Consider the following 23,915-nt stretch of genomic DNA (forward strand, 5'->3'; position numbering starts at 1 on the left):
GAATCATTGAGTCAGGACTGATGCCGGGCCAGAAAACGGCCATGGCGCTCCGGGCTGACTCGGCCCGCTTGATAACTGATCTGGCCATTCACCATGACCAGCACGATGCCCTCTGCGGCACAGACCGGATCCTGGAAAGTGGCTGCATCGCGAATCGTTTTCGGATCAAACAGCACCAGATCGGCATGCGCGCCTTCGGCAATTACACCCCGGTCTTTCAGACCAAAGCGCTTGGCAGACATCCCCGTCATTTTGTGGACCGCCTGTTCCAGCGAAAAGAGTTTGCGCTCGCGGCTGTAATAACCCAGCACACGGGGAAATGCGCCCCACAAACGCGGATGCGGATGCGGATCGTTCGGCAGCCCGTCGGAACCCACCATGGTCAGACGGTATTTGAGTACGCGCTCAACGTCCGCTTCATCCATGCAGTGATACACCGCCCCTGCGGGTTGCAGCGCTCTGGCAGCATCCATCAGCGGCAGCGACATCTCTTTGGCAATATCTTTGAGCATTTTTCCAGCCTGTTCCGGATGCGCTTCCGACCAGGTAATAAAGATATCGATCGCCTCAGTCACCTGATTCAGATCCAGCGTGGAGGAGCTGGCAGAATACGGATAGCAATCGCAGGCAACATCCTGATGCGCAGCGGCGGATTCCATCTTGTCCAGCACTTCAACGGTTCTGCCCCAGTTCCCGGCACCGGCACATTTGAGATGAGAAATCACCACGGGCACCTTCGCGTGTTTTCCGGTGCGGAAGGCTTCATCCATGGCATCGAGAATCTGTTCAAACTCCGTACGCATATGGGTGGTATAAATGCCGTTGAAAGCTGCCAGCTCTTCTGCCAGCGCCATGACTTCTTCAGTCGGTGCCTGTTTTGCCGAGGCATAAGCCAACCCCGAACTCAGTCCTAACGCCCCTTCAGCCATGGCTTGGCTGAGCTGCGCTTTCATCGTCGCAATTTCCTGTGATGTGGCCGGGCGATACAAATCGTCCATCACGTTATTGCGCAGTGTGGTGTGACCCACCAGCGCCGCCACATTCACGGCCGGTTGTGCATCGCGCACCGCATCGGCATAGGTCGCAAAGGTCGGGTATTTGAAATCCCACTGTTTGCCGAGCAGGTTCATCGGATCCGGCGGATCGCCCGCCAGCACAGCCGGTGATGCACTGATGCCGCAATTGCCGACAATCACTGTCGTCACGCCCTGACTGATTTTTGGCAGACACTCCGGAAAACGAATCACATTGGTATCATCATGGGTATGAACATCAATAAACCCTGGCGCCAGCACCAGATGCTGACCGTCAATGATCTGCGCGGCTTCGGCCTCCGCCAGATGTCCAATGGCGGCAATCCGGCCATTGAGCACGGCAACATCCGCTTTGACGGCGGCGGCGCCTGTCCCATCAATCAAACTGACCTGGCGGAATACGGTCTCAAACTGCATGCGTTTTCCTTCTCTTTGCATTCGTGATACCGCCGTGTCTATTGACAGATCGGCGGTTTAATCTCCGAGCGGCTGACGGTCATCCCCGCCCCGGTGGCTGTCGAGCGCCAGTTTCAGGCGGCGCAGCCGGTCGCGGGAACGACGTTTCTGACTCAGCGCCAGTTCCGTCGACAGCACATCAATCAACGCCATCATGGCGTACCGTGATGCAGACGGCTTAAAGATAAAATCGGTTTCATCCGTCACCAGCGGCAGCACCACATCGCTGACTTGTGCCAGCGGGGAATCCGGCGCTGTAATCGCAATCACTTTCAGGCCGTACTGTTTGGCAATGGACGCCGGTTCCACCACCTCGGCGGTGTAACCTGTGACCGACAGTGCCACCATGACATCTTTGCTGTCTGCCGTGGAAGCGACCATACGAGCCAGCAGCCCATCGTTGTACGCACTGACCGCAAAACCAATCCGGAACAGGCGGAACTGAAGTTCCTGCGACATGATGGTCGAACCGCCGCCCATGCCCACCGACAGGACCTGCCGGGCATTGAGCAAGATGTCGACGGCTTTCGCGACATCGGCTTCATTCACGATTTTCCGGTTGATGTTGATGACGTTCTTGATCGACTCATACACCCCCTGAATACCCGATTCGTTCGGGCTTTCATGAATGAAGCGCTGCCCCACAGCCAGCGATTGCGCCAGCTTCATTTTCAGGTCACGGACATTCAGGCATCCCACGGCTTTGGCAAAGCGGGTAATGGTGGCTTCACTCACACCGGCTTCTTCTGCCAGCTCTGTGATGCTGGCCGTGGCTGCGTTACTTAAATCGTCCACAACCAGGCGGGCGACTTTTTTTTCTGCTTCTCTTAACTGAGGGAAGCACTCGGTAATTCTGGAAACGATGTCCACTTCGATGGTCACGGCTGCCTTTCCTCTATGGAGTGAATCTTAGTGATCGGCACGAAATCAAACAGTGAGAAAACGCACAAATCAAATCGCAATGTTTGATAGTTTCTAACATCGAGAATACTATCAGATCGCCAAAAGCCAGATATGGCAAGGCATAAAGGCTATGTTAGGAGAATAACCAATGCCTCAAGCAAACAAAAAGCATGTTAATAAATACCAAGAATTCGATCACAAAAACTTTCCTTCAGGCACCAAAGGGGTCTGGGTGGATGAAAAAAGTGAGGGGCGATACAGCCTGATCGAAGAAGAAATCTGTCTGCCTGCTGCCGTGATTCGCGAGACTGCCATCCGCAACAACCTGAACTGGATGCAGCAGTTCGCCAATCATCATCAGGTCAGACTGTCTCCGCACGGCAAAACCACCATGACCCCTGCGCTGTTTTCACAGCAGCTCGACGCGGGTGCCTGGGGGATCACGGTGGCTACACCAGCACAGGCTGAAACCGCAGCCCTTGCCGGTGCAAAGCACATTCTGATGGCGAATCAGCTGGTCGGAAAAGCCAACATGGCCCTGATCGCCCGGCTGATGCGGCAGCATGACGTGTCTTTCTACTGTTGTGTAGATTCCTGCGAAAACGCAGCCCAGCTCAATGACTACTTTGCGCAGGCGTCCCTGACGCTGAATGTGCTGATTGAGTACGGGGTGCCGGGCGGGCGCTGCGGTTGCCGCAACCACGCCGAAGTCGAGACGCTGGCGGGGGTGATTCAGGCCGCACAGGGACTGACGCTCCATGGCATCGAAGTTTATGAAGGCGTCATCCATGGTGCAGACGCAGAAGATCAGATTCGCCTGTTCCTGCGCGATGCCGTGATGCTGGTTGAACAACTGGCCGAGAAAAAACTGATTGCCGTGCCCCATCCGATCGTCACGGGCGCAGGCTCGGCCTGGTATGACATTGTTGCGGAGGAGTTTTCTGCTTATCCGCATCTGAACGCCATCATCCGTCCCGGCTGTTACCTGATTCACGACACGGGCATCTATCAGGATGCGCAACATCAGGTGATGTCCCGTGCCCGAACGAATCAGGGCTATGCCTGTGAACTGGGCGGTGATTTAGCGTCTGCCCTGGAAGTCTGGGCTTATGTGCTGTCGATGCCTGAGCCCTGTAAAGCGGTGATTGGTATGGGCAAACGGGATGTTGCTTTTGATGCGGGCCTGCCGATTCCTGAGCGCGCGTTTCGCAACGGCCAGCCGCTTGAGATTCAGGGATTAGAAGCAACGCACATCATGGATCAGCATACTTTTGTCAATGTGCCTGCGGGGACGGATCTGAAAGTGGGCGACATTCTGGTGTTTTCAACCTCCCACCCGTGCCTGACGTTCGACAAGTGGCGTTATCTCTGCGTTGCAGATGACAACGACACCGTCAGCCGTTTCGTCGACACCCGGTTCTGAGTGACAGACAGCCATGCTCGCAATGGCTGTCTATTACCCCGGTTCAGCGCATGACTTCCCCAGTTTCCCGAAAATGTAATCCGCAAACAGGCTGACTTTCGCCGGGATGTGACGGGTGGCCGGATACAGCATCCACAAGTCTCCGGTATAAAAGGTTTCAAATTCCCAATCCGGCAGCACCTGAACAAGGCTGCCCTGTGCGATAGCCCCCTCGGCAACAAAGATGGGCAAACTGGCAATGCCGATTCCCTGCTCTGCGGCTTCCAGCCGGACTCTGGAATGATTCGCCCGGTATCTGCCGGTCACGGGCACCATCACTTTGCTGTCGCCCTGGCGAAACCGCCATTTTGAATCGGCTTCATTCTCGCCCAGAGAAATACAGCTGTGCCGGGACAGTTCTTTCGGATGCTGCGGCACCCCTTTCTGATCCAGATACGCTGGCGAAGCACAGAGCACATGCACGATTGGCATCAGGCTCCGGCCAATCAATCCTTGCGGCGGCTGACGGGTGATCCGAAACAGAATATCGATTTCCTGTTCAATCAGATCCAGCGCCTGATCATCCAGCACCAGATGCACATCAATCTCTGGATACAAGTGAAGAAACTCGGCAATGTAAGGATGAATCAGGGAGTGCGCGACCGCCTTGGGTGCCGCCACTTTCACCACGCCCCGGGCAGAGCTGTCCTGACATTCGCACAGCGCCAGCACTTCCCGTGCGGTGTCATCCAGCTGAAGACAGCGCTCGTAAACTGTTCTGCCCGTCTCGCTTAAGCGTAATTTCCGGGTGGTTCGCTGCAACAGGCAAACGCCCAATTGCTTTTCCAGCTGCTTAATCGACCGGCTGATCGCCGACGGCGAGACCCCCAGCAATCGGGCTGATTCCGAGAAGCTGCCGGTTTTCACCACGGAGACAAAAATCGCCATATCCTGCATTAAACCAATATGTTTATTGCTGCTCATGCCGTCTCACATTTGTGCGCGATGCGCAAAAGTTATTTGAATTGATGACCGATTATCATAGGTGTCCGGGATGATTACAATATTTGCCTTCAGAATCTGTCCAAGGTACACGGAAACCAACTATGACCACGCAAGCCATTTATCTCAGCTCAGATAAATTACACGGTGATGCCGAGTTAATCGCCTGCTTTCAGGATGGCGAGCAATGGATTGCCGTGTTGGATCAGACGCTGTTTCATCCTCAGGGCGGTGGTCAGCCGGGCGATACCGGACGGATCCAGACATACTGCGGCGAAGTGGCACCCGTCCTGCACACCCGTCTGGTTGACGGTGTGGTTCACCATGTGATTCCGCATGCGCTGCCGACTGGCCCGGTGACACTGGCGCTGGATAAAGAACCCCGAAAAATCCACAGCCTGCTGCACAGTATCGGCCATCTGATTGGCAATATTGGTCAGCAGAATGGCTGGCACCCGGTTCGGGCACATTACTGGCCGAATGAGTGTCAGGTCGAGTTTGCGCCGGGCACCCATGTGGTCGATCTGGATGGCATGACGGTGTCACAACACCTGAGACGACTGATCGAAGCGGCGCTGCCGGTTCAGATTGAAACCCGGCCAGACGGCACCCGGTTTGTCGGGTTTGGCTTCCTCAATGCCCGGCCCTGCGATGGAACACATATCCACAATACCCGGGAAATACCGTCGGACATCGACATTTCAACCCAACTGAATCAGGGCCACCTGCAGGTGCACTATCAGATTGCGAATGCCAACTGACACCCATTGATGGCCATGGCGCTCCGTCATCTTTGATTACACCTCCGGGATTACAGGACAGACCAGAACGTGTATCATTCGCCGGGAAATTCCGACGTGCACGGGTCCCGGTTGTTTCCGGGAACTCAAAATAACAGGAAACGCACGCGAATCATTTGGGTATACGTCCAATAAGAGGATTGATATGGCGTTCATGGATTTCGTTTCGGCCCTGCTGTTCAGCCTGGGTGTGTTAGCCGTAGGTCTGGCTGGTGGCTGTATCTTCAGTCTGCTGACCGTTCGGGAAGATGAAGTGGAAAGTGTCGCGGAAAAACGGATTGAATACGGTGTGTTCGCTTCCGCCTGTGTGGTGATTGCCGGGTTAATTCTTTACGCACTGACCTGACAGACCCCGCTCCGGTTTCACACTTTAAAAACGGGCCACCTGCGTGGCCCGTTTCATTTTCTGGCGTTGGGTAACACAACTCAGACGCTCGGTTTACCGTTCAGCCGAAACTGCCAGTTTTCCAGCTCGCCTGTTGTCAGGCGTTTCTCAATCGTACTTTTCCAGCTTTTGGACAAAGCCTGACACGCCTGTAGCTCACGCAGCTTTTCCGGGTTCATCGGGTCGTTGAAATACCAGTCCAGTACCTGTTTCACGTTGAATCGTGCCTCACCGGGTCGGATCAACACCAAAGGCGCCGCTGCACTCACCTCACCCGTCTGAATCACACGATATAACCAACCACACTTCCCTGTGGTTTGCATCACCTCAGAAAACCCCGGAACATCCCAGCGGTGATTCACTTTAAAGCACGGGGAGCGCGGCTGACTGATTTCAATGATGGCTTCTCCCCACTGATACTGATCGCCAATGCGGACATGCTCTTCCAGCATACCCCGTGTGCTCAGATTCTCGCCCATGCCCGGCGACGGCCACGCACGCTCAGGATACTGCTGCTGCCAGAATGCATAGTGTTCCTGCGGATACTGGTGCAAGGCTCTTTCTGTGCCGCCATGAAATTTCGGCTCTGCGCACTCGTCGCCGACCAACCCCGTTTCAGATAAAAAGATCCGCCCCGAGACCAGCTGCTTGGCCATTGCGGTTGTAATGCCGTAGTTTTGCACCACTTTCCCGGTAAACAATCCGATCAGTGGAAAACGTTGATTTGACTGACTCAATGATTGAACTCCCTGTCATGTAAACGCACGACGGTATTCAGGCTGTTGGCGATAAAACAATTCTCATGGGCTTTCTGGTGCATCTTCGCCAGCACTTCTTCCGAGACCGTCACACCCGCTGCAAACGTGATCACCGGATTGAGATTGATCGCAGCCACTTTGGTTTTACCGGCCTCGTTCTGCCCCAGCTCTGCCGACACCTGATCGTCGTAACTGGCCACCGGCAGTCGCTTGAGGTGGGCTATCGCCAAAAAGGTCAGCATATGGCAGGAAGACAGCGCAGCCATCAGGCTTTCTTCCGGATTCACATGCGCAGCATTCCCTTGAAAATCCGGTGCCGACGAGGCCTGTATGCTTTGTCCGCTGCCGAAATGAATCTGATGATCCCGGCTGAACGCCTCACCCGGTTGCTGAGTGCCCTGCCAGCTCACTTTCACATGAAAACTCATCCCACCGCCTCCTTACTGATTATGTAGATAATAAAGAAAAGGCTCCGCAAGGGAGCCTTCATCATTACAATTCGAAATCACCGAGCGCATCGGCTTCGACCTGGCGTTCGAGAAACGCCACCAGATCATCGTGACCACCGATGTATTTACCGTCCAGAATGATTTGCGGCACGGTACGAACGGTCGTGTTGGCCACCTGCTCAATGAAAGCAATCATCTCTGTTTTTTCCAGATCCTGACCCAGTACCAGTGTGGTGTAGTCTGTGTCGCGATCATCCAGAATCGCTTTTGCTCTCACACAATAAGGGCAGTTTGGCTGCGTGATCACCAGATTCTGAATCTGGCTCAGGGCTTCAATCGTCATACAGTGCTGTCTCTGTTCGGGTGTCGGAAGAACGGTAAGATAATGCAAAGTGCATCCGGAGTAAAACCCGATTGCCCCAGCTGTCGGTTTTGTCGTCTTTCATGCCTGAATCCGGATTGGAATCCGCCGGCGACCAAAACGCTGACCGGGTGTCGTAAAGCGACCCGCCAGCAAATACCCGCAGTGACGGCAACGCCCCTGCTCCGTGAGTGCATCGTTCCCCAGCGCATACCAGTTCCGTTCAATCACAGTCGCGCCGCATCCCGGACAGTAAGTGCTGTCGCCAGCCTCATCAAAAATATTTCCGACATAGACATAATTCAGTCCCTGATTCAGGGCGATCTGTCTCGCACGCTGCACCGTTGCCGGCGGTGTTTTCGGCTTATCCATCATTTTAAAATCCGGATGAAAGGCACTGAAGTGCAAGGGAATATCCGGGCCGAGATTCGCCATGATCCACTGACTCATTGCTTCGATTTCAGCAGCACTGTCATTTTCGCCAGGGATTAGCAGGGTGGTGATTTCAAACCACACCCGGGTTTCGTGCCGGAGATACAGCAAAGTGTCCAGTACAGGTGCCAGATGTCCGCTGCAAATCCTGTGATAGAAATGCTCAGTAAAGGCTTTCAGATCGATATTCGCGGCATCCATTTTCTGATAGAAAGCCTGCCGAGGCGCATCACAGATATAGCCAGCACTGACAGCAACACTATGAATGCCATGGGCATGGCAGGCATCGGCACAGTCCATGGCGTATTCCATGAAAATCACTGGATCGTTATAGGTGAAGGCGATGGAATCGCAACCATACTGCTGTGCGGCCCGGGCGATCTGTTCCGGCATCGCAGTGGCACCCAGCGTATCAATTTCCCGCGACTTGCTGATGCTCCAGTTCTGACAGAATTTACAGCCCAGATTACACCCGGCGGTCCCAAACGACAGGACTGAACTGCCCGGATAAAAATGATTCAGCGGTTTCTTTTCAATGGGATCGATACAGAAGCCGCTGGAGCGGCCATAACTGGTCAGCACAATCTGTCCATGCTCAGCTTGCCGGACAAAGCATGCCCCCCGCTTCCCGTCCCGCAGGCGACAATGCCGGGGACAGACATCACAAACCACACGACCGTCTGGCAATGGATGCCAGTATTGGGTCGGCCAGACCTCCGGTGGAGACACCGGCGCTCTGTCTGCCTGAATTGATTTGGGCGATGTCCGGGTCATGTTCACTGAACCGTCTTTTTTCCTTTCTATACTTAACTATAGCTGGTCATGACCTGACGCTGAATGAAGAAAGTTTCAGCGACAGGTTGTATACAACAATAAGGACCACAGACTCATGAGCATTCGTGAACCCGCCGTAGCCGGACGGTTTTATCAGGCTTCCCCGCTCGGACTGCGCCAGCAGCTCAACACCTGGCTGTCTGCTGCACCCGACACATCCGACCCGCCCAGAGCACTCATTGTGCCGCATGCCGGTTACATGTTTTCGGGAAAAGTTGCGGCTTCAGCATACAAACAACTCAAGCGTACCGGCAGCCGATACCGTCAGGTCATCCTGATTGGGCCAAGTCACCACTTCGCTTTCGACGGCTGCGCGCTGCCCGCTGATCGTTTTTTCGCCACACCGTTAGGTCAACTCAAAATTGACTTACAAGGTGTTGAAAAGCTGTCGCAATTGGATGATATTGAACTGTCAGATCGTATACATGAACTGGAGCATAGTCTGGAAGTACAACTTCCCTTCCTGCAAAGCTGCCTGTCGGATTTTACCCTGTTGCCCATCCTGACCAGCCGGATATCACCGGTGCGTCTGGCCGAGATCATCGGCCCGCTCTGGCAGGATGACACGCTGCTGGTCATCAGCAGTGATCTGAGCCATTACCACCCCTATGCAGATGCACAGGATATCGATCACCGGACCCTTCGTGTGATTGAAAAGTTCGATCCCTCATTAACACCCCAGCAAGCCTGCGGTTCGACCGGGATCAACACCTTGTTATTACTGGCGAAGCAAAGAGGCTATCATTTAAAACAAGTTGAATATAAAAACTCTGGAGATATGGATGCCGGAGATAAGGAGAGAGTCGTTGGATATGTCAGTTACCTCGTATCAGCCACCGCAGAAACCGGCCCTGAATAAAGGAGAGATGACCCAACTGCTGGATATTGCCCGAGAGGCGATCAGCGGTCATTTTTCTGATGATTTACCCCGGCCGCCGCAACTGGATTTGTACAATCGCAAATTACTGGCGAATGGTGCCTGTTTCGTGACGCTTGAAGTCAATGGCGAACTTCAGGGATGTCTGGGCACAGTGACGGCCAACGAACCTCTGGTGATTGAAGTGCACAACAAGGCGCGTGACAGTGCTTATCAGGATCGTCGCTTCATGCCGCTGACGGAGGATCAGCTGGACTCACTGACCATCGAGATTTCCGTGCTGTCTGAACCGAAATTGCTGCAGGTTGATTCTGAAGACGCGTTGCTGGCTTATCTTGAAGCACATCAGGTGGGACTGATTCTGACCGAGCATCACGCGCAGGCTGTTTTCTTGCCGCAGGTGTGGTCCAAGCTGCCCAAACCGGCCGACTTTCTGAAAGCGCTGAAACAAAAAGCAGGCTGGCCGATGAATCACTGGTCGCCCAACATTCGGGTGAAAACCTTCACCACCACGCAAATCAAAGGCAAGTACATCTCACCGATTGCCTGAGCCCCGAAAACCACACCACCGCCTTCGGCGGTGATGTTTGCGAAACGTCCTTCATGCGGGCTGCTGCCCGCATTGTTCATCTCAACGTTGATTGCCCGAACTGGTAAGTCAGTGAAACGGTGAACTGGCTGACATCATTCACAGCCAGAAAATAGCGATTAAATTTCCCGCCCACCAGCCACTGAGGATGGAGCGGATAATCCACACCGACACTCAGATAAGGATCGACGCCCCAGTCGGAAGACCGAATCGTCTCCCCCTGATATTCACTGAAATAATCAACCTCCCAGCGGTACACGCCGCCGCCAATGAGCAGACGCATCCCTTGTTCGTTGAGCAACGGATAACGCACATCCAGTGCCACGCCGGAAGTCAGCGCCGGGGTGACTTTCACCACCTGGTCATGAAAATCAGCCGACGTTGTTCCATCCGGCATCAATGTGGCTTTGCCTTCGCCCTGATCCTGATACCGGGCAGTCACCAGCCATTGACTGTCGAAGGCATAACCCACACCAAGCGACCAGCCGTAATCACTGTCATCCTGAGACAGCACCGTGGCATTCACAGGCTGCGGATGCTGATCGCTGGCTTTGCTTCTGCCCAGTTCAGCATCAATGAACCAGGCGGCCTGTGTATTCACACTCATCAGTGCCAAAACCAGGAACGCAAGGCCCTTTCTGCGCCGAAGGACAACAGCCAGGCCTGCCAGCACGCACAGCCACAGGACAGACAAGCTCCCCGCTCCCCGATTCTTCACAACATTGTCCTCACTCAGTGTGGTGGTCACTCTGACCTGCGCACGGGCCTCCAGCCCGGTTGCATCCTGAATGCGATAGGTCATCATACTTTCTCCTTCAAACCCGGCTTCCGGGGTAAAGGTCAGCGTCTGATCACTGTTCACCCGCACGGTTCCCCGATTCGCGACAGCCGACAGCACCGACAGCTGATCCCCGTCCGGATCGGAGTCGTTCCCCAGCACGGCGATCACCACCTCGGTCCGATCATTCGTTGTGGCAGTATCGTCGACGGCCACCGGATAATCGCTGTCGAGCACGGTCACTTTTGCCTGGGCACTGGCTGTCCCTCCCTGTCCGTCTGAAATGCTGTAGTTGATCGTGGCATCCCCAAAGAAACCATCCGGTGCCGTGAAATGCACCTGATTCGACATCAGCCCGACCACGCCAAAATCAACAGAGGACGCCATCAGCGTGAGCGGATCCTGATCCGCATCGGTGTCATTCGCCAGTACATCCAGCAGGATGTCGCCATTTCGGTTCAGCAACTGATGATCGTTCACGGCGTTGGGCAACTGATTGGGCCCCGCGGGCACACCCACACCGCCCGGATCCATCACACTGCCATTCACTTCACCGTCATCATCGTTGACGCCACCATCTTCAATCGTCAGTTGCACACACCAGTCCCCTTCTTGAAGGCCGGCCTGCCACTGGCTGTCTCCCGGTGGCGGGCAATAACCGGCTTCTCCGGGTGCGGAAGCGATCCGGTTATTGGCATCCGTCACGAAATCCACCCATCCCTGATCTGTGGTGTATTTTCTGTACACAGCATGGGCCGGGATCGGCAACCGTTGTGGCAACACCACCTGATACTGCTGGCCAGCCACTGGCAAACCCTGCGCGATGAAATCAAACAGCCCGCCAATATTGGTCACTTCAGTATCCGCAGGAATTTCACCGGTCAGCAATTGCGCACCGCCCAGCGTATTACCGGCAATGGTCACGCCCTTGCGCAGACACACACCCGGATCGCCTTCCAGCAGGTAACGCTCAGAGACAATGGCTTGCTCCTGAATCACATTGCAGTCTGCAATCGCATCGAGGTAATCCGGAATGCCATCCGTATCCCCGTCGGTGTAGCCTTCCCGATCGTCCGGCAACAAGTCACCATCGGTATCGCTGCCATCCAACGGGGTCAGCACCGCCGACACTTCCAGATAAACCCGCTGTTTCACCGACATGGCCGGTGCACCCGTGTCCGTGACAGTCACCGTGAGGGCATACATTCCCGGTGACAGCAGTGCGGGATCAAAGGTGAAGCGTTCGTCATCCGGGCTCAGGTCAGCCATCGCATGATCGCTGGCCTCCCACTGGTAACCGTGACTGTCCCCGGTATTCACATCACGGACTGAGACCGTCACATTGACCTGACCACCTGAGTTTTCAATCAGATGCCGGGATTCCCCATCCTGCACCACACTCAGATCGACCGATGGCGCCACATTCCCTTCGACAATCTGCAGCACAGAACTGGATTGACTGCCCAGATTCAAGGTCGGTGACAAGGTAATTTCCAGCGTTTCCGGCGCTTCGGCAAGGCCATCGCTCAGTATGTCAAAGGTCAGCACGCCCACAGTACCCTGCTGGATCATCACCTCGCCATCCACCAGCGTATGATCACTGCCGTCACTGGTCCCTGACACGGTATAAGGCAGACTGACCGGGTACACAGGGGCTGGCCCGTTCAGGTAAACCCGTACCTGTTCCGTCACGCCTTCCGTCGTCACGCTGTCTTTATCAATCGACACCAACGGATGCACCGTCACCTGCTGACTGGCCTGAGATTCACGGCCTGCCGCATCCACGGCCCGCCAGTACACCGTATGCTGGCCCGGTCGGAAGAATGGCGCCTGATCCACCAGAGAAACCGGTAAAGCTTTCCCCTGACTGTCGGTGGCTTTGGCAACCCCGAGATTGACCCGGGTCATGAGCCCGGTTGCCATCACGGTCACATCGGCTGGGGGCTGAATCACAGGTGGCTGACTGTGAGACGATTCAATCATGACTTTGACCTGACCGATCTGAATGTCGCCTTCACCATCGCTGGCCCCATATTTCAGTGCGATCACACCCTGCTGATCCGTGGTCAGCAACACCTGTCCGTTCTGAATCGATGCGGTACCTTTTCCTGTCGTCACCCAATGCAGGCGCAACGGATTCTGATCGACATCTCTGTCATTGCTCAGCACATCCAGGTAATACCGGCCATCGGCACTGGCGGTCAGCTGATAGCTGTCCGACACAATCACCGGCAAATCATTCACCGGGGACACCGTAATCGACACGGTGTACACCGCTGACAGCCCCTCCCCATCTGTAACCTGATAAGTGAAGCTATCCGCGCCGAAGTAATCGGCCTGCGGCGTATACAGCCAGCCGCTACCTTGTTGCGTCAGGCTGCCATGCTGAGGCGACGCCCCAAGCACCAGACTCAGGGAAACACTGTCGACGTCCGTCATGGTGGGCAGAATTGCGAGATTCTGATCCTCCGCCAGCGTCACCGTCATGTCTTCACCCACCGGCGCATCGTTCACATTGACCACGGTAATGCTGAATGCAGGCAGTGACACGGTTTCCGTGCCATCTGTCACGCTGATCATCACGCCACTGCTCGTGCCGACATGACTGTTGTCCGGCGTTCCGGAAAGCTGACCGTTCTGGCTGTTGAAGCTGGCCCAGACCGGCAGATTCTGAATGCTGAAGGTCAGTGCATCCCCATCAATATCCGTCACCTGAGGCAAGAAGCCGTAATGGCTGTCTTCCAGGACTTCCGTGGGTGGCAGCCCCGTCAGGACGGGTGCGTCATTGACGTTATTCACCGTAATGGTGAACGCTGGCAGTGATGCAGACTGATCCCCGTCACTGACGCTGATCACCACGTTGGGATACTGGCCGACGGCATCGTTATCCGGCACGCCGGACAAACGGCCCGTCTGCGGATCAAAGCTGGCCCAGGCAGGCATATTCGTGACACTGAAGGTCAGCCCGTCATGTTCAATATCCGATGCCGTGGGCTGGAATGCATAAGTCTGATCCTGATCCACACTGAGCAAAGGCGTGCCACTGATGGTCGGTGCATCATTGACCGTATCGACAATCACAGACACGGTCGCGACATTCGAGGCGCTGCCCTCGTTATCCGCAATCGTATAGGTAAAGCTGTCATTTCCGGACTGATTCTCATCCGGGGTATAGCGCAGACTGCCGTTCCCCAAATCCTGCAATTGGCCCATCTGTGGCGGCGTCTGAATCTGAATGGCATTCAGATCCAGCGTCCCGTCCAGATCGCTGTCATTGCCGCTGACCGCGATATCAACCGGGGTGTCCTCCTGCGTCGTCGCCTGATCGGCATTGGCAACCGGCGCATCATTCACCGCCTGAACCGTCATGGTCACAGTCGCGATATTCGACCATGCCTCCAGATCATCTTTCACCCGATAGGTGAACTGATCCTCACCGCTGAAATTGGCTGCCGGGGTATAGACCACTGCACCATTGCTTTCAACGGTCACGCTGCCCTCGCCAGGTTGAGTGTCAATCGTCAGCGTTCCGGCCTGAATCGTGCCATCAATATCTTGATCATTCCCCAGCACATTCACTGTATGAGGCGTATCTTCCAGCAGCGTCGCGGTATCATCCGCGACCACAGGCGCATCGTTGACGCTGACAACCGTGACAGAAACCGTTGCTGGCTGTGAAGTTGCCCCCAGGTCGTCCTGCACCACATAGGTGAAGCTGTCGCTGCCAAAGAAATTCGCACTGGGGGTATAGGTCACCTGTCCATTGGCATCGATGCTGGTCTGCCCGTGCTGGGGCTGAGTGATCACCTGTACCGTACTGACATTGAGTGAGCCATCAATATCACTGTCATTGGCCAGCACATCAATCACACCACTTTCATCCTCATTCGTTGCCAGACCATCCGCCACCGTGATCGGGGCATCATTCACCCCTGCCACGTTCACCGTCACCTGAGCGGTATTGGACACCAGCCCGGTGCTGTCCTGAACGGTATAACTCAGGGTATCCGTGCCCACATAATTCGCCCCCGGTTGATAGTGAATCTTGCCGTTCTCAACCGTCGCGGCACCATGGGTGGGCTGTGTCACCACAGTCAGCGAAGCTGCGTTTAGCGTATCCCCTGTATCCACATCGCTGTCGTTCGCCAGCACATCCAGCACCACCAATGTATCTTCATCTGTGCTGCCGACATCAGCCGTTGCCACCGGCGCATCAGCAACAGGTGTCACTGTCACGGTGACTGTCGCCGGAGAAGAGACAGCGCCGTAGATATCCTGAACCTGATAGGTCAAGGTGTCTGTCCCGGCGAAATTCGCATCCGGCGTATACGTTATGGTGCCTGTCCCGGTATTGATGCTGGTGGCTCCATGCAAAGGTGCTGTCACGACGGTGACACTGGCCGCATTCAGAGCGCTGTCTGCATCACTGTCGTTCGATAGCACATCAATCGCAATCAGGTGATCTTCCGAAACAGAGACCACATCGTCGGCTGCAACCGGTGCGAGGTTGGCAATGGTGAAGTGATAGACCGAATCACCGCTGATACCGGCAAAGGCATTGCCCGCCATATCGGTTATCGCATCGTTCGTCATGGTGACGTAGTAAGCATGTGTCGGTGTGAAAGTGGTACTCGGATCCACCACCAGCTGATTGCCAGAAATGCTCACCTCGAGGTCAGACATTTCGTATGTCGCCAGCGTTGTTGCATCCGTGGCATCGATCAGACTCAGCGTGCCAGAGGGGTCACCAGTCTGAATGTCCTCGCTGAAAGTCAGGGTCAGATTGCTGTTGTAGCTGACGTTCGTCGCATCATTAGCCGGATTCAATTGGGTGATATGCGGCGCGATGCCGTCATAGCTCACCGCCAACTGAATCGCAGCCAGATTTCCGTTGCCATTTGGATCGGTAAATCGGCCACTGGCGATATCCAGCGTGATATTCCCGTCGGTCACCGGCGTCAGCGTTGCACTAAAGCTGCTCCCACTTCCGGTAAAGCCCGACAACGTCCCGCCACTCACCGTGACATCTGCCGCTTCAAAATCTGTACTGTCTTCGGTCAATGTAAAGGTGATGTTCGCGGTTTCGCCCTGTTTTAACGCGGATTTGTCCGAGTTGATGGTCACACTTGGCAGTACAGTATCCACACTGAGAGTAAGCTGGACAGCGGCTGTATTGCCATTCCCTGCGGCATCGGTAAACCTGTTCGCCGCAACATCGATGGTGCCGCCCGTCGTACTGTTCGCGTCAGGTGTAAAGGTCGCACTGTAGCTGGTGCCACTGCCGGTGAAATTCGTCAGCGTACCTCCGGAAACTGTCACATCTCCGGTGGCAAAATCGCTGCTGCTTTCGCTCAGCGTAAAGGTCAGGGTCGCGGTTTCGCCCTGCTTCAAAGCTGTTTTATCGCTGGAGATATTCACCGTTGGCAACTGCGTATCCACACTGATTGCCAACTGAGAAGCGGCTGTATTCGCGTTTCCTGCGGCGTCGGTAAAGACACCCGCGGCCACATTCACCGTCGCGCCAGCCGTACTGTTCGCGTCAGGTGTAAAGGTCGCACTGTAGCTGGTGCCACTGCCGGTGAAATTCGTCAGCGCACCACCAGAGACAATCACATCTCCGGCAGCAAAATCGCTGCTGCTTTCGCTCAGCGTAAAGGTCAGAGTCGCGGTTTCGCCCTGCTTCAAAGCTGTTTTATCGCTGGAGATATTCACCGTTGGCAACTGCGTATCCACACTGATTGCCAACTGAGAAGCGGCTGTGTTCGTGTTCCCTGCGGCGTCGGTAAAGACACCCGCGGCCACATTCACCGTCGCGCCAGCCGTACTGTTCGCGTCAGGTGTGAAGGTCGCACTGTAGCTGGTGCCACTGCCGGTGAAATTCGCCAGCACACCACCAGAGACAATCACATCTCCGGCTGCAAAATCGCTGCTGCTTTCGCTCAGCGTAAAGGTCAGAGTCGCAGTTTCGCCCTGCTTCAAAGCTGTTTTATCGCTGGAGATATTCACCGTTGGCAACTGCGTATCCACACTGATTGCCAGCTGAGACGCGGCTGTGTTCGTGTTTCCTGCGGCGTCGCTAAAGACACCCGCGGCCACATTCACCGTCGCGCCAGCCGTACTGTTCGCGTCAGGTGTAAAGGCCGCACTGTAGCTGGTGCCACTGCCGGTGAAATTCGTCAGCGCACCACCAGAGACAATCACATCTCCGGCGGTAAAATCGCTGCTGCTTTCGCTCAGCGTAAAGGTCAGAGTCGCGGTTTCGCCCTGCTTCAAAGCAGATTTGTCGCTGGAGATATTCACCGTTGGCTGAACCGTATCTACCGCAATACTGAGTTGCGTTGCCGCTGTATTCCCGTTCCCTGCGGCGTCGGTAAACTGGTTGGCGGATACATTGATTGTTCCACTGGTGGCATTCACGGCGGGGTGTAAGTCGCGGTATAGACCATGCCGCTACCGCTAAAGCTTGACAGGGTGCCTCCGGCGGTTGTGACATCAGCGACAGCAAAGTCAGTACTGCTTTCACTCAGTGTGAAAGTCAGCGTTGCGCTTTCTCCGGCTTTCAGGGCTGGCTTATCGCTGCTAATCGCCACGGTTGGCCGGGCAGTATCCACGGCGATCGACACTTGCGTGGCCGCTGTATTGGCGTTCCCTGCGGCATCGGTAAAGATACCGGCAGGTAAATTCAGGGTTGCTGTGGTTTCTGTGTCCGGATCGGGTGTAAAGATCGCAGAATAATTCAGTCCAACGCCTGTGAAATTAGATAAGGATCCACCGGAAACAACAACATCAGACACAATAAAATTAGAACTGATCTCACTGAGCGTGACTGATATCAGTGACGTTTCTCCGGATTTCAATGTGTTTTTGCTGCTGGTAAAACCTGAGATGCCGGGCTGAAGCGTATCCAGCGTTGCAGTATTCGTCACGGCTGAAGCCGTATTCCCTGCGCTATCCGTGAGCGTGGCAGATAACGTCAGCAAACCGTCGGACAAACCGCTCAGATTCAGTCCCGTGACAGACTGGGATGCATTGCTGATCGACCCCGATCCTGTCACGTGCGGTCCACCACCACTGGAACTGATGGTATAGGCGAAATCTGTGCCCACCTCCGCTGAGGCAAAGGTAAAGGATGCCGCAGCAACATCGGCACTGGTATAAAACAGCTGACCAAAGGCGACGCTTTGCCCGGTCGGCACCACCTGATCAATGGTGACATTCAGGGCGGAAGATGCCGGGCTGTCATTGATCCCATCTGTCGCCGTGGCCGTGAATGCATGCGTGACGTTCGATGCCAGAGCGCTGATGGTGATGCTCCAGTTCCCTCCTATGGCAGTCGCTGAGCCGATCTCTGTTCCCCCAGCCTGATTACTGAAAAGCTTGACTGTACTGCCTGCATCCGCGGTGCCGGTAAAGGTCAGCGTGGTGAGATTCGTGAGGTTATCACTGTCGGAGGTACCGCTGTCTGATCCAGCGGACAAATCCGGTGTGGAAGGTGCCGGAGGTGCGACATCATCTGCCACGGTAACCGAGAAGGTTTTTTGAAAGGTCGTCGTGCCATCGTGAGTCTGTATACAAACGTTGTAGTTCCCTGCCGACAAAGCACTCCCGGTCTCCAGTGTCGCACTATTGATTTGAAACTGGCTATTCGCTGCATCTGAGGTACAACTGCCAGACGCACTAGTGCCTTGCGAAACCAGTAAATAACTGTGTGTGTCCCCGCTGTCTGCATCTGTCGTCGACAAGGTGCCCACATCGGCGCCGGATGCGGTCGCAGACTGATTGATGCTGGTTGACGTCAGACTGATATTGGTCGGGGCGCTGTTGGATGGCGCCGAGTTACACTCACTATCCGTTGAGCATATTTTGCCGTCATAGGGCCCGCCATAACAGATACCTTCATAACACTCCCAGGCAGCATTCATCGCTTCACCAGCGCGACTACCTGTCCCCGTTCGGGAACCCGGACCGACGATTCCGGTTGTGAGTTCACCAACAACCCGCTTTCCTGCCTGAATCCCTTTTTTAAGGTGATTGGTTTGTTCCAAAAAGGTATTCAGATCAAATTCCAGACCAGCGTTCGGCTGCATTTCTGTGCTGACAAAAGCCGTCTGAGTTTCGCCCGGTCGGGATTGTTTTGGAGTAGAAAGGGGTTCTTCAGCAGAAGCGGCGGCAATCAATAAATGACTCCCCGCCAACCCTAGCGCCAGTGAGGTTATCCAGCGAGCCACATCCTTTTGAACGGGGTGAAGTGACAATGACTCTGCACTCACTTCATCCGAGCATGTGAATAGCCGTCGCGTAGCCTGAGCCAGATGCGACATCATCTGTCCGTTGATCATAGTCTGCCTGCAATCATGTGATACGAAAGGTGCGCTGTTCGTTTCACTTCATCCATTGATAGAACGAACAGAAACCCGGCTCATGAATTAATATTTCAATGCAACCTGTCGCTATTGAATCAGAAGACTATGAGTGTGCAAGAAAGTCACGCCAAAAACATGACAAAAAGGAATATCCAGAAGTTAAAAATGTGCCAAAGCGCAATATTCAATGCGCAAAGAAATCTTTCATTTCATCAGATTGTATCTCAACAAACCGCGGTGCGGCGCTTCCGAAGAGGAGCTCAACATCATAAATCTGATTCAGAGCGCCAGAAAACGTCAGACGAGCAATTTCATTGCGATCCCGAAGATCGATCACTATCACACCAGAAGCCAGCGACGTTTGCATTTGCAGCAAAGGCATATCCACATGCCGTTTCAAGCCATCTTTCGCCGGACGGACAACAGACAAACCGATAAACGCCATATCGCCGACCAATCTCAGGCCACGGGTAAAACCGTTTAACTCAGCCACCAGCTCCAGATCAGAGCGGGATGCAGGCAGGTTATTCTCTTTACAGCGCCACAACCGGCCAGTGCCAGATTCACAAAAGTACAGGTATCCATTGTGGATTCGTGGGGAGTGAGGCAGGCTCAGACCATCTGCCACAATCTGGTTATCCCTTATCCGCATCACGGCTCCTTGAAAGCTACTATCCGCCCGCCAGCCATAGGGCTGGTCTGTCCCGGAAAAATAGCTGACATAAGCCGGCACGCCGTCTTTCATCGCTAAACCATTCAGGTGGCACCGATCTTCAGCAACCAGTTCAGAAATAAACGGTGGTTTCCAGACTAACTCAAAGCTCTTGCCGTAAACGGCCCGGGCAACACAATTAAACCGGGTATTGATCAAAAAAAGCCCTTCCTTCCCCCAGGCCAGATCATGGGTGTTCAGATAACCCGTGGTGATGGACCCGCTAGGATAATACAGGCTATCCCAGCCAGAAAAGGCACCAGCCGGACTGGCATCTCCCGGCTGCGCTTCGATTCGCCGGTAATCCCAGATTTGATGGTAAGCCGCTAGAGATAAACGCTGCTGATCGTCACTGAGTGCTATTCCCAGAAGCTGTGGCAGCCGGACATGCTCGACCCGTAAATCATCACCGTCGCTGCTGATCACAAACAGGCAATCCAGATTGTGGGCGCTCACCAATAAACTGCTGTTCATCGCTTTCAGTAATAACGGGAAACGCGCGCAGCTCGTCATGCCGTAATTCAGCGTTTTTTGTTCATTGTTCATCGGCTCTGTTGACCTTTCGTGATTTGTGGATATTCGTGATTGCTTTTTATCCGGAAACACCGATATGGTGAGTGATTCATAATGACTTTCAAAGGATTTCTTTATGTTTCTCGAAAAGCCCTGTATCCCGATCGGCCATGTTGATATCACCGAAATCACCAAGTGCCTGAAACAATTACCGGATTCAGCCTGGAAAGCAAATCCTTATCGTCAAAATACCTACGCCGTACACAAACAGACGGAAAGTCTGGTGTTGTATTTTAAAACGGATGAATTCACAGAAAGTCACGATGAATTATTAGCGGCCATGCAGCCTCTGCTCGCGCCAATATTTGCTCGATTCGCTCAATATTATGGGTATTCTAAACTGGATATCGCGAAGTTAATGTTTGCCAAATTACCGAGCGGTTGTGAAATTCCGGAACACAGAGACAGCGCACCTATTTTTGCGAAATTCCACCGGGTTCATGTCCCGATCCAGACCAATGATGCCATCGTCTTTTATTTGGATCACCAAGCACACCATCTTAAAACAGGCGTGATGTACGACATCAATAACCTGGGATTACACCGGGTGATCAACGCTTCCAATGAAGACAGAATTCACCTGATTTTCGATGCCAGACCTGTGAAACGAATTCACAACGCCAGCAGTCATTTGTTCATCATGAGCCCGAACAATTCAGGCTCGTCTCTGGTTTCTGCCGCACTCAGCGATTGTCAAAACGCCATTACCCTGCCTGGTGAAGGGCACTATATTGCAGGTTTTGCCGGACCAAAACCCAACCGGGATAACAGCCACTTTATCTGGAGTCAGTTCAATACCCTGAACAAGCTGCAGACGCCCGCAGCTTACGACTGGCCTGCAATCCGCAACCTCTGGACAAATGTGGCAACGCCACAATCAGAAACGGCCTGTATCTTTGTAGAAAAATCACCCTGCAACATTGCCCGCATGGCTATGCTGGCCGAGGAGTTTGATGACGCGACGTTTCTCTTTCTGATCCGAAACCCCTATGCCATGTTTGAATCTGTCGTCAGAGCCAGACGTGATTTACCGGATATTGCAACTCTGGCAGCACAACATGTCTTGTGGTGTTTCCGGCAGCAGCAGGAAAATTTGCAGCAGTGTAAACATCCTTATCTACTGATTCGTTATGAAGACATCTGTGATTCCCCCACAGCGACAGCTCAGACCATCCGAAAATTTATGCCTGAATTTAATGACATCGACTTCGTCCCGCCACGCTGGGTGAAGGGACAAAAATCAGCGTTGGAAAATCGCAATGCGGCTCAAATTGCCAGACTGACAGACAATGAACGGTATATCGCAGAAGCCTGTTTTCAGCCGCATGAAGACCTGTTTGCCCGATTTGGTTATCCGGTATAATTCGCTGGCTTAAATGCCAGCGAAGACTGGTTTCAAGCTGGCCGGATACCAGATCATCCGCTCATAAGGTGGCTCGACCTGCTCAATGGTAAACCCCAGTTTCAGGTAAAGCTGCCTTGCCCCTGATTCATTTGCTGGACCGATAGCATCATAGGGGCCTTCAACTGGTGCGCTGAATACATAAAAGAGCGAATCACGGCTTCGCCCAGTCCGTGACCTCTGGCTTCCCGCTTAAACGCAATATCAATCAAATGCACCTTGTCCTGAGAAAAATCGAGCACCGCCCTGCCGACCGCTTCTTTGTGATACTCAATGACAAAATACAGCGCATTGGGAAACTGCTCACCATATCCCTGATTCATGGCATTGAACTGCATGTCGATGAGAGATTCAATAAAGTCCCGCTCACCATCGACCAGTCGCAGGTCATCCCGTTGCTCATTGTGCAATATCTCCAGAAAAATCCGATCGGCCGCCGAGCTGTTCGAAGGCCGGACATGTAAACCACCCGGCAGTTTGAGATCTTGTAATTGCATCGAATCATTTCCTTGTTATCAATTGGATTCCGGCGTCTGTAGATGAGGCTGCACGCGCTGCATCAGGCTTTGTGCCTGAAGTACAGGCTGGCTGTACTGACGAACGAGCTGGGACAACTGTTGAGCACTCAACAATGGGTCCACACTCAACACTGCAGCCAACACGCCGGTCGTGGCGGCCGTTGCCGCCGACGTATTCGAGTAAGTCAGGCTGTATTCCCCTGTTACATTGGAATAAACCTGATAAGGGACAGGCACCTGACTGGCAATCGTTCGACCAACAACTGGCCAGGATCGACCCTGACTTTCCGCATTCACTGCCAGTACCTGAGGTTGCGCCGCCAGAGAAAAACTCTGGTCAAGATCATGCTTTCTGTTCCCCGAAGCAGCCACAATCACGGTTCCTTTCCCGTTCCGACCGTTTTCATTCAGGAACGTTAACGCATCGGACAATGCCTGTTGGGTGAAAGGGAGTATCCATGCGGCCTGAACAATATCTGCATGACTGAGAAAGGCCAGTTGCAAGGCAATCAGAATCTCAGAGGTCCAGTTGCGGTCCCGACGGAGTAAAATCGCATTCGCATCCGGCGCGAGTCCGGTATATCCCGCTTTTTTCGACCAAATCGTTGCCAGATTCGCATCGCCATGCATGGTATCAAAACCAGATTCAGCAATAGTCGACGCCTCAAAAGGCAATGGATGACGGTTATCCACATCATAATGAAGTTTGACATTGATTGGCTGTAATGCCGCGTCGGCCAGGCTGAATGCAGCATCAATCACGGCGATATTCACGGCCTGCCCTGCTTTTTCCGGCCATTGATTCACACCTAATTGCTCGCGAACCGGCCTCCCTGCTGTTTGCGGTAACACGGTATCCTGGGGCTGCCGGAACAGCCGGACTTGTAAAAAGTCCGGCTCGACCAGTTCAATTCCTGAAGTGGTTTGCAACTGCTTCAATAATTCGAGCGAATCTTCCGCGCCCGCCGTGACAATCATCGACCAGAACCGGTCTTCCAATTCAAACACAATGGACGTCTCATATTGTCCGTCAAACCTGTCATTGAAATTGAACTGCTTCTGATGACGCACCAAGAGCCGATTACCGACCCTCAATCCCTGATTGCCAAGCAGTGTATGGCTGTAAATCGGCTGTGCCGATACCGTCTCAACCAACCGGAGAACAACAGGCTTCCCCTGATACAGGACAGACAATGACGCAGGCCATTGGCCTGCCATCGCCTTCAGTGAGACAAAACAGAAGAAAACGACTATCCAGCGCATACAACACTTCACATCAAGTTTCAT

The 23,915-nt window shown here is 54.0% G+C and carries 18 protein-coding genes; 6 read left to right on the forward strand and 12 right to left on the reverse strand.

Annotated elements, in window-relative coordinates; all coding sequences use genetic code 11:
* Positions 1–11 precede the first annotated feature (11 nt).
* Together KDD30_RS09890 and KDD30_RS09895 are read right to left on the reverse strand one after the other, a co-directional pair.
* Positions 12–1,451, reverse strand: coding sequence for an amidohydrolase family protein (locus KDD30_RS09890; protein ID WP_211645713.1), 1,440 nt, complete (start codon positions 1,449–1,451; stop codon positions 12–14).
* Positions 1,452–1,508: 57 nt separating this feature from the next.
* The gene (locus KDD30_RS09895) at positions 1,509–2,372 is read right to left on the reverse strand and encodes a MurR/RpiR family transcriptional regulator (RefSeq protein ID WP_211645714.1); all 864 of its coding nucleotides are present in this window, start codon (positions 2,370–2,372) and stop codon (positions 1,509–1,511) included.
* Positions 2,373–2,541: 169 nt separating this feature from the next.
* Between KDD30_RS09895 and KDD30_RS09900 the strand changes: the two genes are divergently transcribed.
* Complete coding sequence (locus tag KDD30_RS09900; protein ID WP_211645715.1) at positions 2,542–3,816, forward strand: amino acid deaminase; 1,275 nt, start codon at positions 2,542–2,544, stop codon at positions 3,814–3,816.
* Positions 3,817–3,849: 33 nt separating this feature from the next.
* Here KDD30_RS09900 and KDD30_RS09905 read toward each other — a convergent pair whose 3' ends face one another.
* Positions 3,850–4,779 carry a LysR family transcriptional regulator gene (locus KDD30_RS09905; RefSeq protein ID WP_211645716.1) on the reverse strand — a complete coding sequence of 310 codons (930 nt, stop codon included), beginning with the start codon at positions 4,777–4,779 and terminating at the stop codon, positions 3,850–3,852.
* Between the two features lie 122 nt (positions 4,780–4,901).
* Here KDD30_RS09905 and KDD30_RS09910 point away from each other — a divergent pair, with 122 nt between their 5' ends.
* Positions 4,902–5,558 (forward strand): hypothetical protein, encoded by a 657-nt coding sequence (locus KDD30_RS09910; RefSeq protein ID WP_211645717.1) that lies wholly within the window; start codon positions 4,902–4,904, stop codon positions 5,556–5,558.
* 184 nt (positions 5,559–5,742) lie between these two features.
* Positions 5,743–5,943: a hypothetical protein gene (locus tag KDD30_RS09915; protein WP_211645718.1), complete on the forward strand. Its 201-nt coding sequence runs from the start codon at positions 5,743–5,745 to the stop codon at positions 5,941–5,943.
* A gap of 80 nt (positions 5,944–6,023) precedes the next feature.
* On the opposite strand, the gene KDD30_RS09920 is transcribed toward KDD30_RS09915, so the two are convergent.
* The 4 genes from KDD30_RS09920 to amrS form a co-directional block, all read right to left on the reverse strand.
* Complete coding sequence (locus KDD30_RS09920) at positions 6,024–6,719, reverse strand: MOSC domain-containing protein (protein WP_249199120.1); 696 nt, start codon at positions 6,717–6,719, stop codon at positions 6,024–6,026.
* The gene (locus KDD30_RS09925) at positions 6,716–7,168 is read right to left on the reverse strand and encodes an OsmC family protein (protein WP_211645719.1); all 453 of its coding nucleotides are present in this window, start codon (positions 7,166–7,168) and stop codon (positions 6,716–6,718) included. Before KDD30_RS09925 ends, KDD30_RS09920 begins: the two co-directional genes overlap by 4 nt.
* A 64-nt stretch (positions 7,169–7,232) precedes the next feature.
* On the reverse strand, positions 7,233–7,532 hold the full coding sequence (locus KDD30_RS09930) for a glutaredoxin domain-containing protein (RefSeq protein ID WP_211645720.1): 300 nt from the start codon (positions 7,530–7,532) through the stop codon (positions 7,233–7,235).
* Between the two features lie 99 nt (positions 7,533–7,631).
* Positions 7,632–8,756, reverse strand: a complete 1,125-nt coding sequence (gene amrS, locus KDD30_RS09935; protein ID WP_211645721.1) for an AmmeMemoRadiSam system radical SAM enzyme — start codon at positions 8,754–8,756, stop codon at positions 7,632–7,634.
* A 115-nt stretch (positions 8,757–8,871) separates the two neighbouring features.
* On the opposite strand from amrS, the gene amrB reads away from it, so the two are divergent.
* Positions 8,872–9,675, forward strand: coding sequence for an AmmeMemoRadiSam system protein B (gene amrB, locus KDD30_RS09940; protein WP_211645722.1), 804 nt, complete (start codon positions 8,872–8,874; stop codon positions 9,673–9,675).
* Positions 9,629–10,243: an AmmeMemoRadiSam system protein A gene (gene amrA / locus KDD30_RS09945; RefSeq protein ID WP_211649818.1), complete on the forward strand. Its 615-nt coding sequence runs from the start codon at positions 9,629–9,631 to the stop codon at positions 10,241–10,243. Before amrB ends, amrA begins: the two co-directional genes overlap by 47 nt.
* Before the next feature lie 76 nt (positions 10,244–10,319).
* On the opposite strand, the gene KDD30_RS09950 is transcribed toward amrA, so the two are convergent.
* The 3 genes from KDD30_RS09950 to KDD30_RS09960 all read right to left on the reverse strand — a co-directional run bounded on the left by KDD30_RS09950 (position 10,320) and on the right by KDD30_RS09960 (position 20,681).
* Positions 10,320–17,477, reverse strand: a complete 7,158-nt coding sequence (locus KDD30_RS09950; RefSeq protein ID WP_211645723.1) for a tandem-95 repeat protein — start codon at positions 17,475–17,477, stop codon at positions 10,320–10,322.
* Positions 17,474–19,288: an Ig-like domain-containing protein gene (locus KDD30_RS09955; RefSeq protein ID WP_211645724.1), complete on the reverse strand. Its 1,815-nt coding sequence runs from the start codon at positions 19,286–19,288 to the stop codon at positions 17,474–17,476. Before KDD30_RS09955 ends, KDD30_RS09950 begins: the two co-directional genes overlap by 4 nt.
* 319 nt (positions 19,289–19,607) lie before the next feature.
* Complete coding sequence (locus KDD30_RS09960) at positions 19,608–20,681, reverse strand: TIGR03032 family protein (RefSeq protein WP_211645725.1); 1,074 nt, start codon at positions 20,679–20,681, stop codon at positions 19,608–19,610.
* A 103-nt stretch (positions 20,682–20,784) separates the two neighbouring features.
* Here KDD30_RS09960 and KDD30_RS09965 point away from each other — a divergent pair, with 103 nt between their 5' ends.
* Positions 20,785–22,071 carry a sulfotransferase gene (locus tag KDD30_RS09965; protein WP_211645726.1) on the forward strand — a complete coding sequence of 429 codons (1,287 nt, stop codon included), beginning with the start codon at positions 20,785–20,787 and terminating at the stop codon, positions 22,069–22,071.
* A gap of 101 nt (positions 22,072–22,172) precedes the next feature.
* Here KDD30_RS09965 and KDD30_RS09970 read toward each other — a convergent pair whose 3' ends face one another.
* Entirely contained in the window at positions 22,173–22,607 is a 435-nt protein-coding gene (locus tag KDD30_RS09970) for a GNAT family N-acetyltransferase (protein WP_211645727.1), read from the reverse strand.
* 18 nt (positions 22,608–22,625) lie between these two features.
* Positions 22,626–23,891, reverse strand: coding sequence for a S8 family serine peptidase (locus KDD30_RS09975; protein ID WP_211645728.1), 1,266 nt, complete (start codon positions 23,889–23,891; stop codon positions 22,626–22,628).
* Positions 23,892–23,915 lie beyond the last annotated feature (24 nt).

The sequence above is a fragment of the Photobacterium sp. GJ3 genome (genome assembly GCF_018199995.1).
In the GTDB taxonomy this organism is placed as follows: domain Bacteria; phylum Pseudomonadota; class Gammaproteobacteria; order Enterobacterales; family Vibrionaceae; genus Photobacterium.

Coding starts and splice junctions, on each gene's coding strand:
- KDD30_RS09960 (WP_211645725.1), bottom strand. CDS start 20,681: ATGAACAATGAACAAAAAACGCTGAATTACGGCATGACGAGCTGCGCG.
- amrB (WP_211645722.1), top strand. CDS start 8,872: ATGAGCATTCGTGAACCCGCCGTAGCCGGACGGTTTTATCAGGCTTCC.
- KDD30_RS09925 (WP_211645719.1), bottom strand. CDS start 7,168: ATGAGTTTTCATGTGAAAGTGAGCTGGCAGGGCACTCAGCAACCGGGT.
- amrS (WP_211645721.1), bottom strand. CDS start 8,756: ATGACCCGGACATCGCCCAAATCAATTCAGGCAGACAGAGCGCCGGTG.
- KDD30_RS09970 (WP_211645727.1), bottom strand. CDS start 22,607: ATGCAATTACAAGATCTCAAACTGCCGGGTGGTTTACATGTCCGGCCT.
- KDD30_RS09915 (WP_211645718.1), top strand. CDS start 5,743: ATGGCGTTCATGGATTTCGTTTCGGCCCTGCTGTTCAGCCTGGGTGTG.
- KDD30_RS09890 (WP_211645713.1), bottom strand. CDS start 1,451: ATGCAGTTTGAGACCGTATTCCGCCAGGTCAGTTTGATTGATGGGACA.
- KDD30_RS09900 (WP_211645715.1), top strand. CDS start 2,542: ATGCCTCAAGCAAACAAAAAGCATGTTAATAAATACCAAGAATTCGAT.
- KDD30_RS09965 (WP_211645726.1), top strand. CDS start 20,785: ATGTTTCTCGAAAAGCCCTGTATCCCGATCGGCCATGTTGATATCACC.
- KDD30_RS09910 (WP_211645717.1), top strand. CDS start 4,902: ATGACCACGCAAGCCATTTATCTCAGCTCAGATAAATTACACGGTGAT.
- KDD30_RS09930 (WP_211645720.1), bottom strand. CDS start 7,532: ATGACGATTGAAGCCCTGAGCCAGATTCAGAATCTGGTGATCACGCAG.
- amrA (WP_211649818.1), top strand. CDS start 9,629: ATGTCAGTTACCTCGTATCAGCCACCGCAGAAACCGGCCCTGAATAAA.
- KDD30_RS09975 (WP_211645728.1), bottom strand. CDS start 23,891: ATGCGCTGGATAGTCGTTTTCTTCTGTTTTGTCTCACTGAAGGCGATG.
- KDD30_RS09905 (WP_211645716.1), bottom strand. CDS start 4,779: ATGAGCAGCAATAAACATATTGGTTTAATGCAGGATATGGCGATTTTT.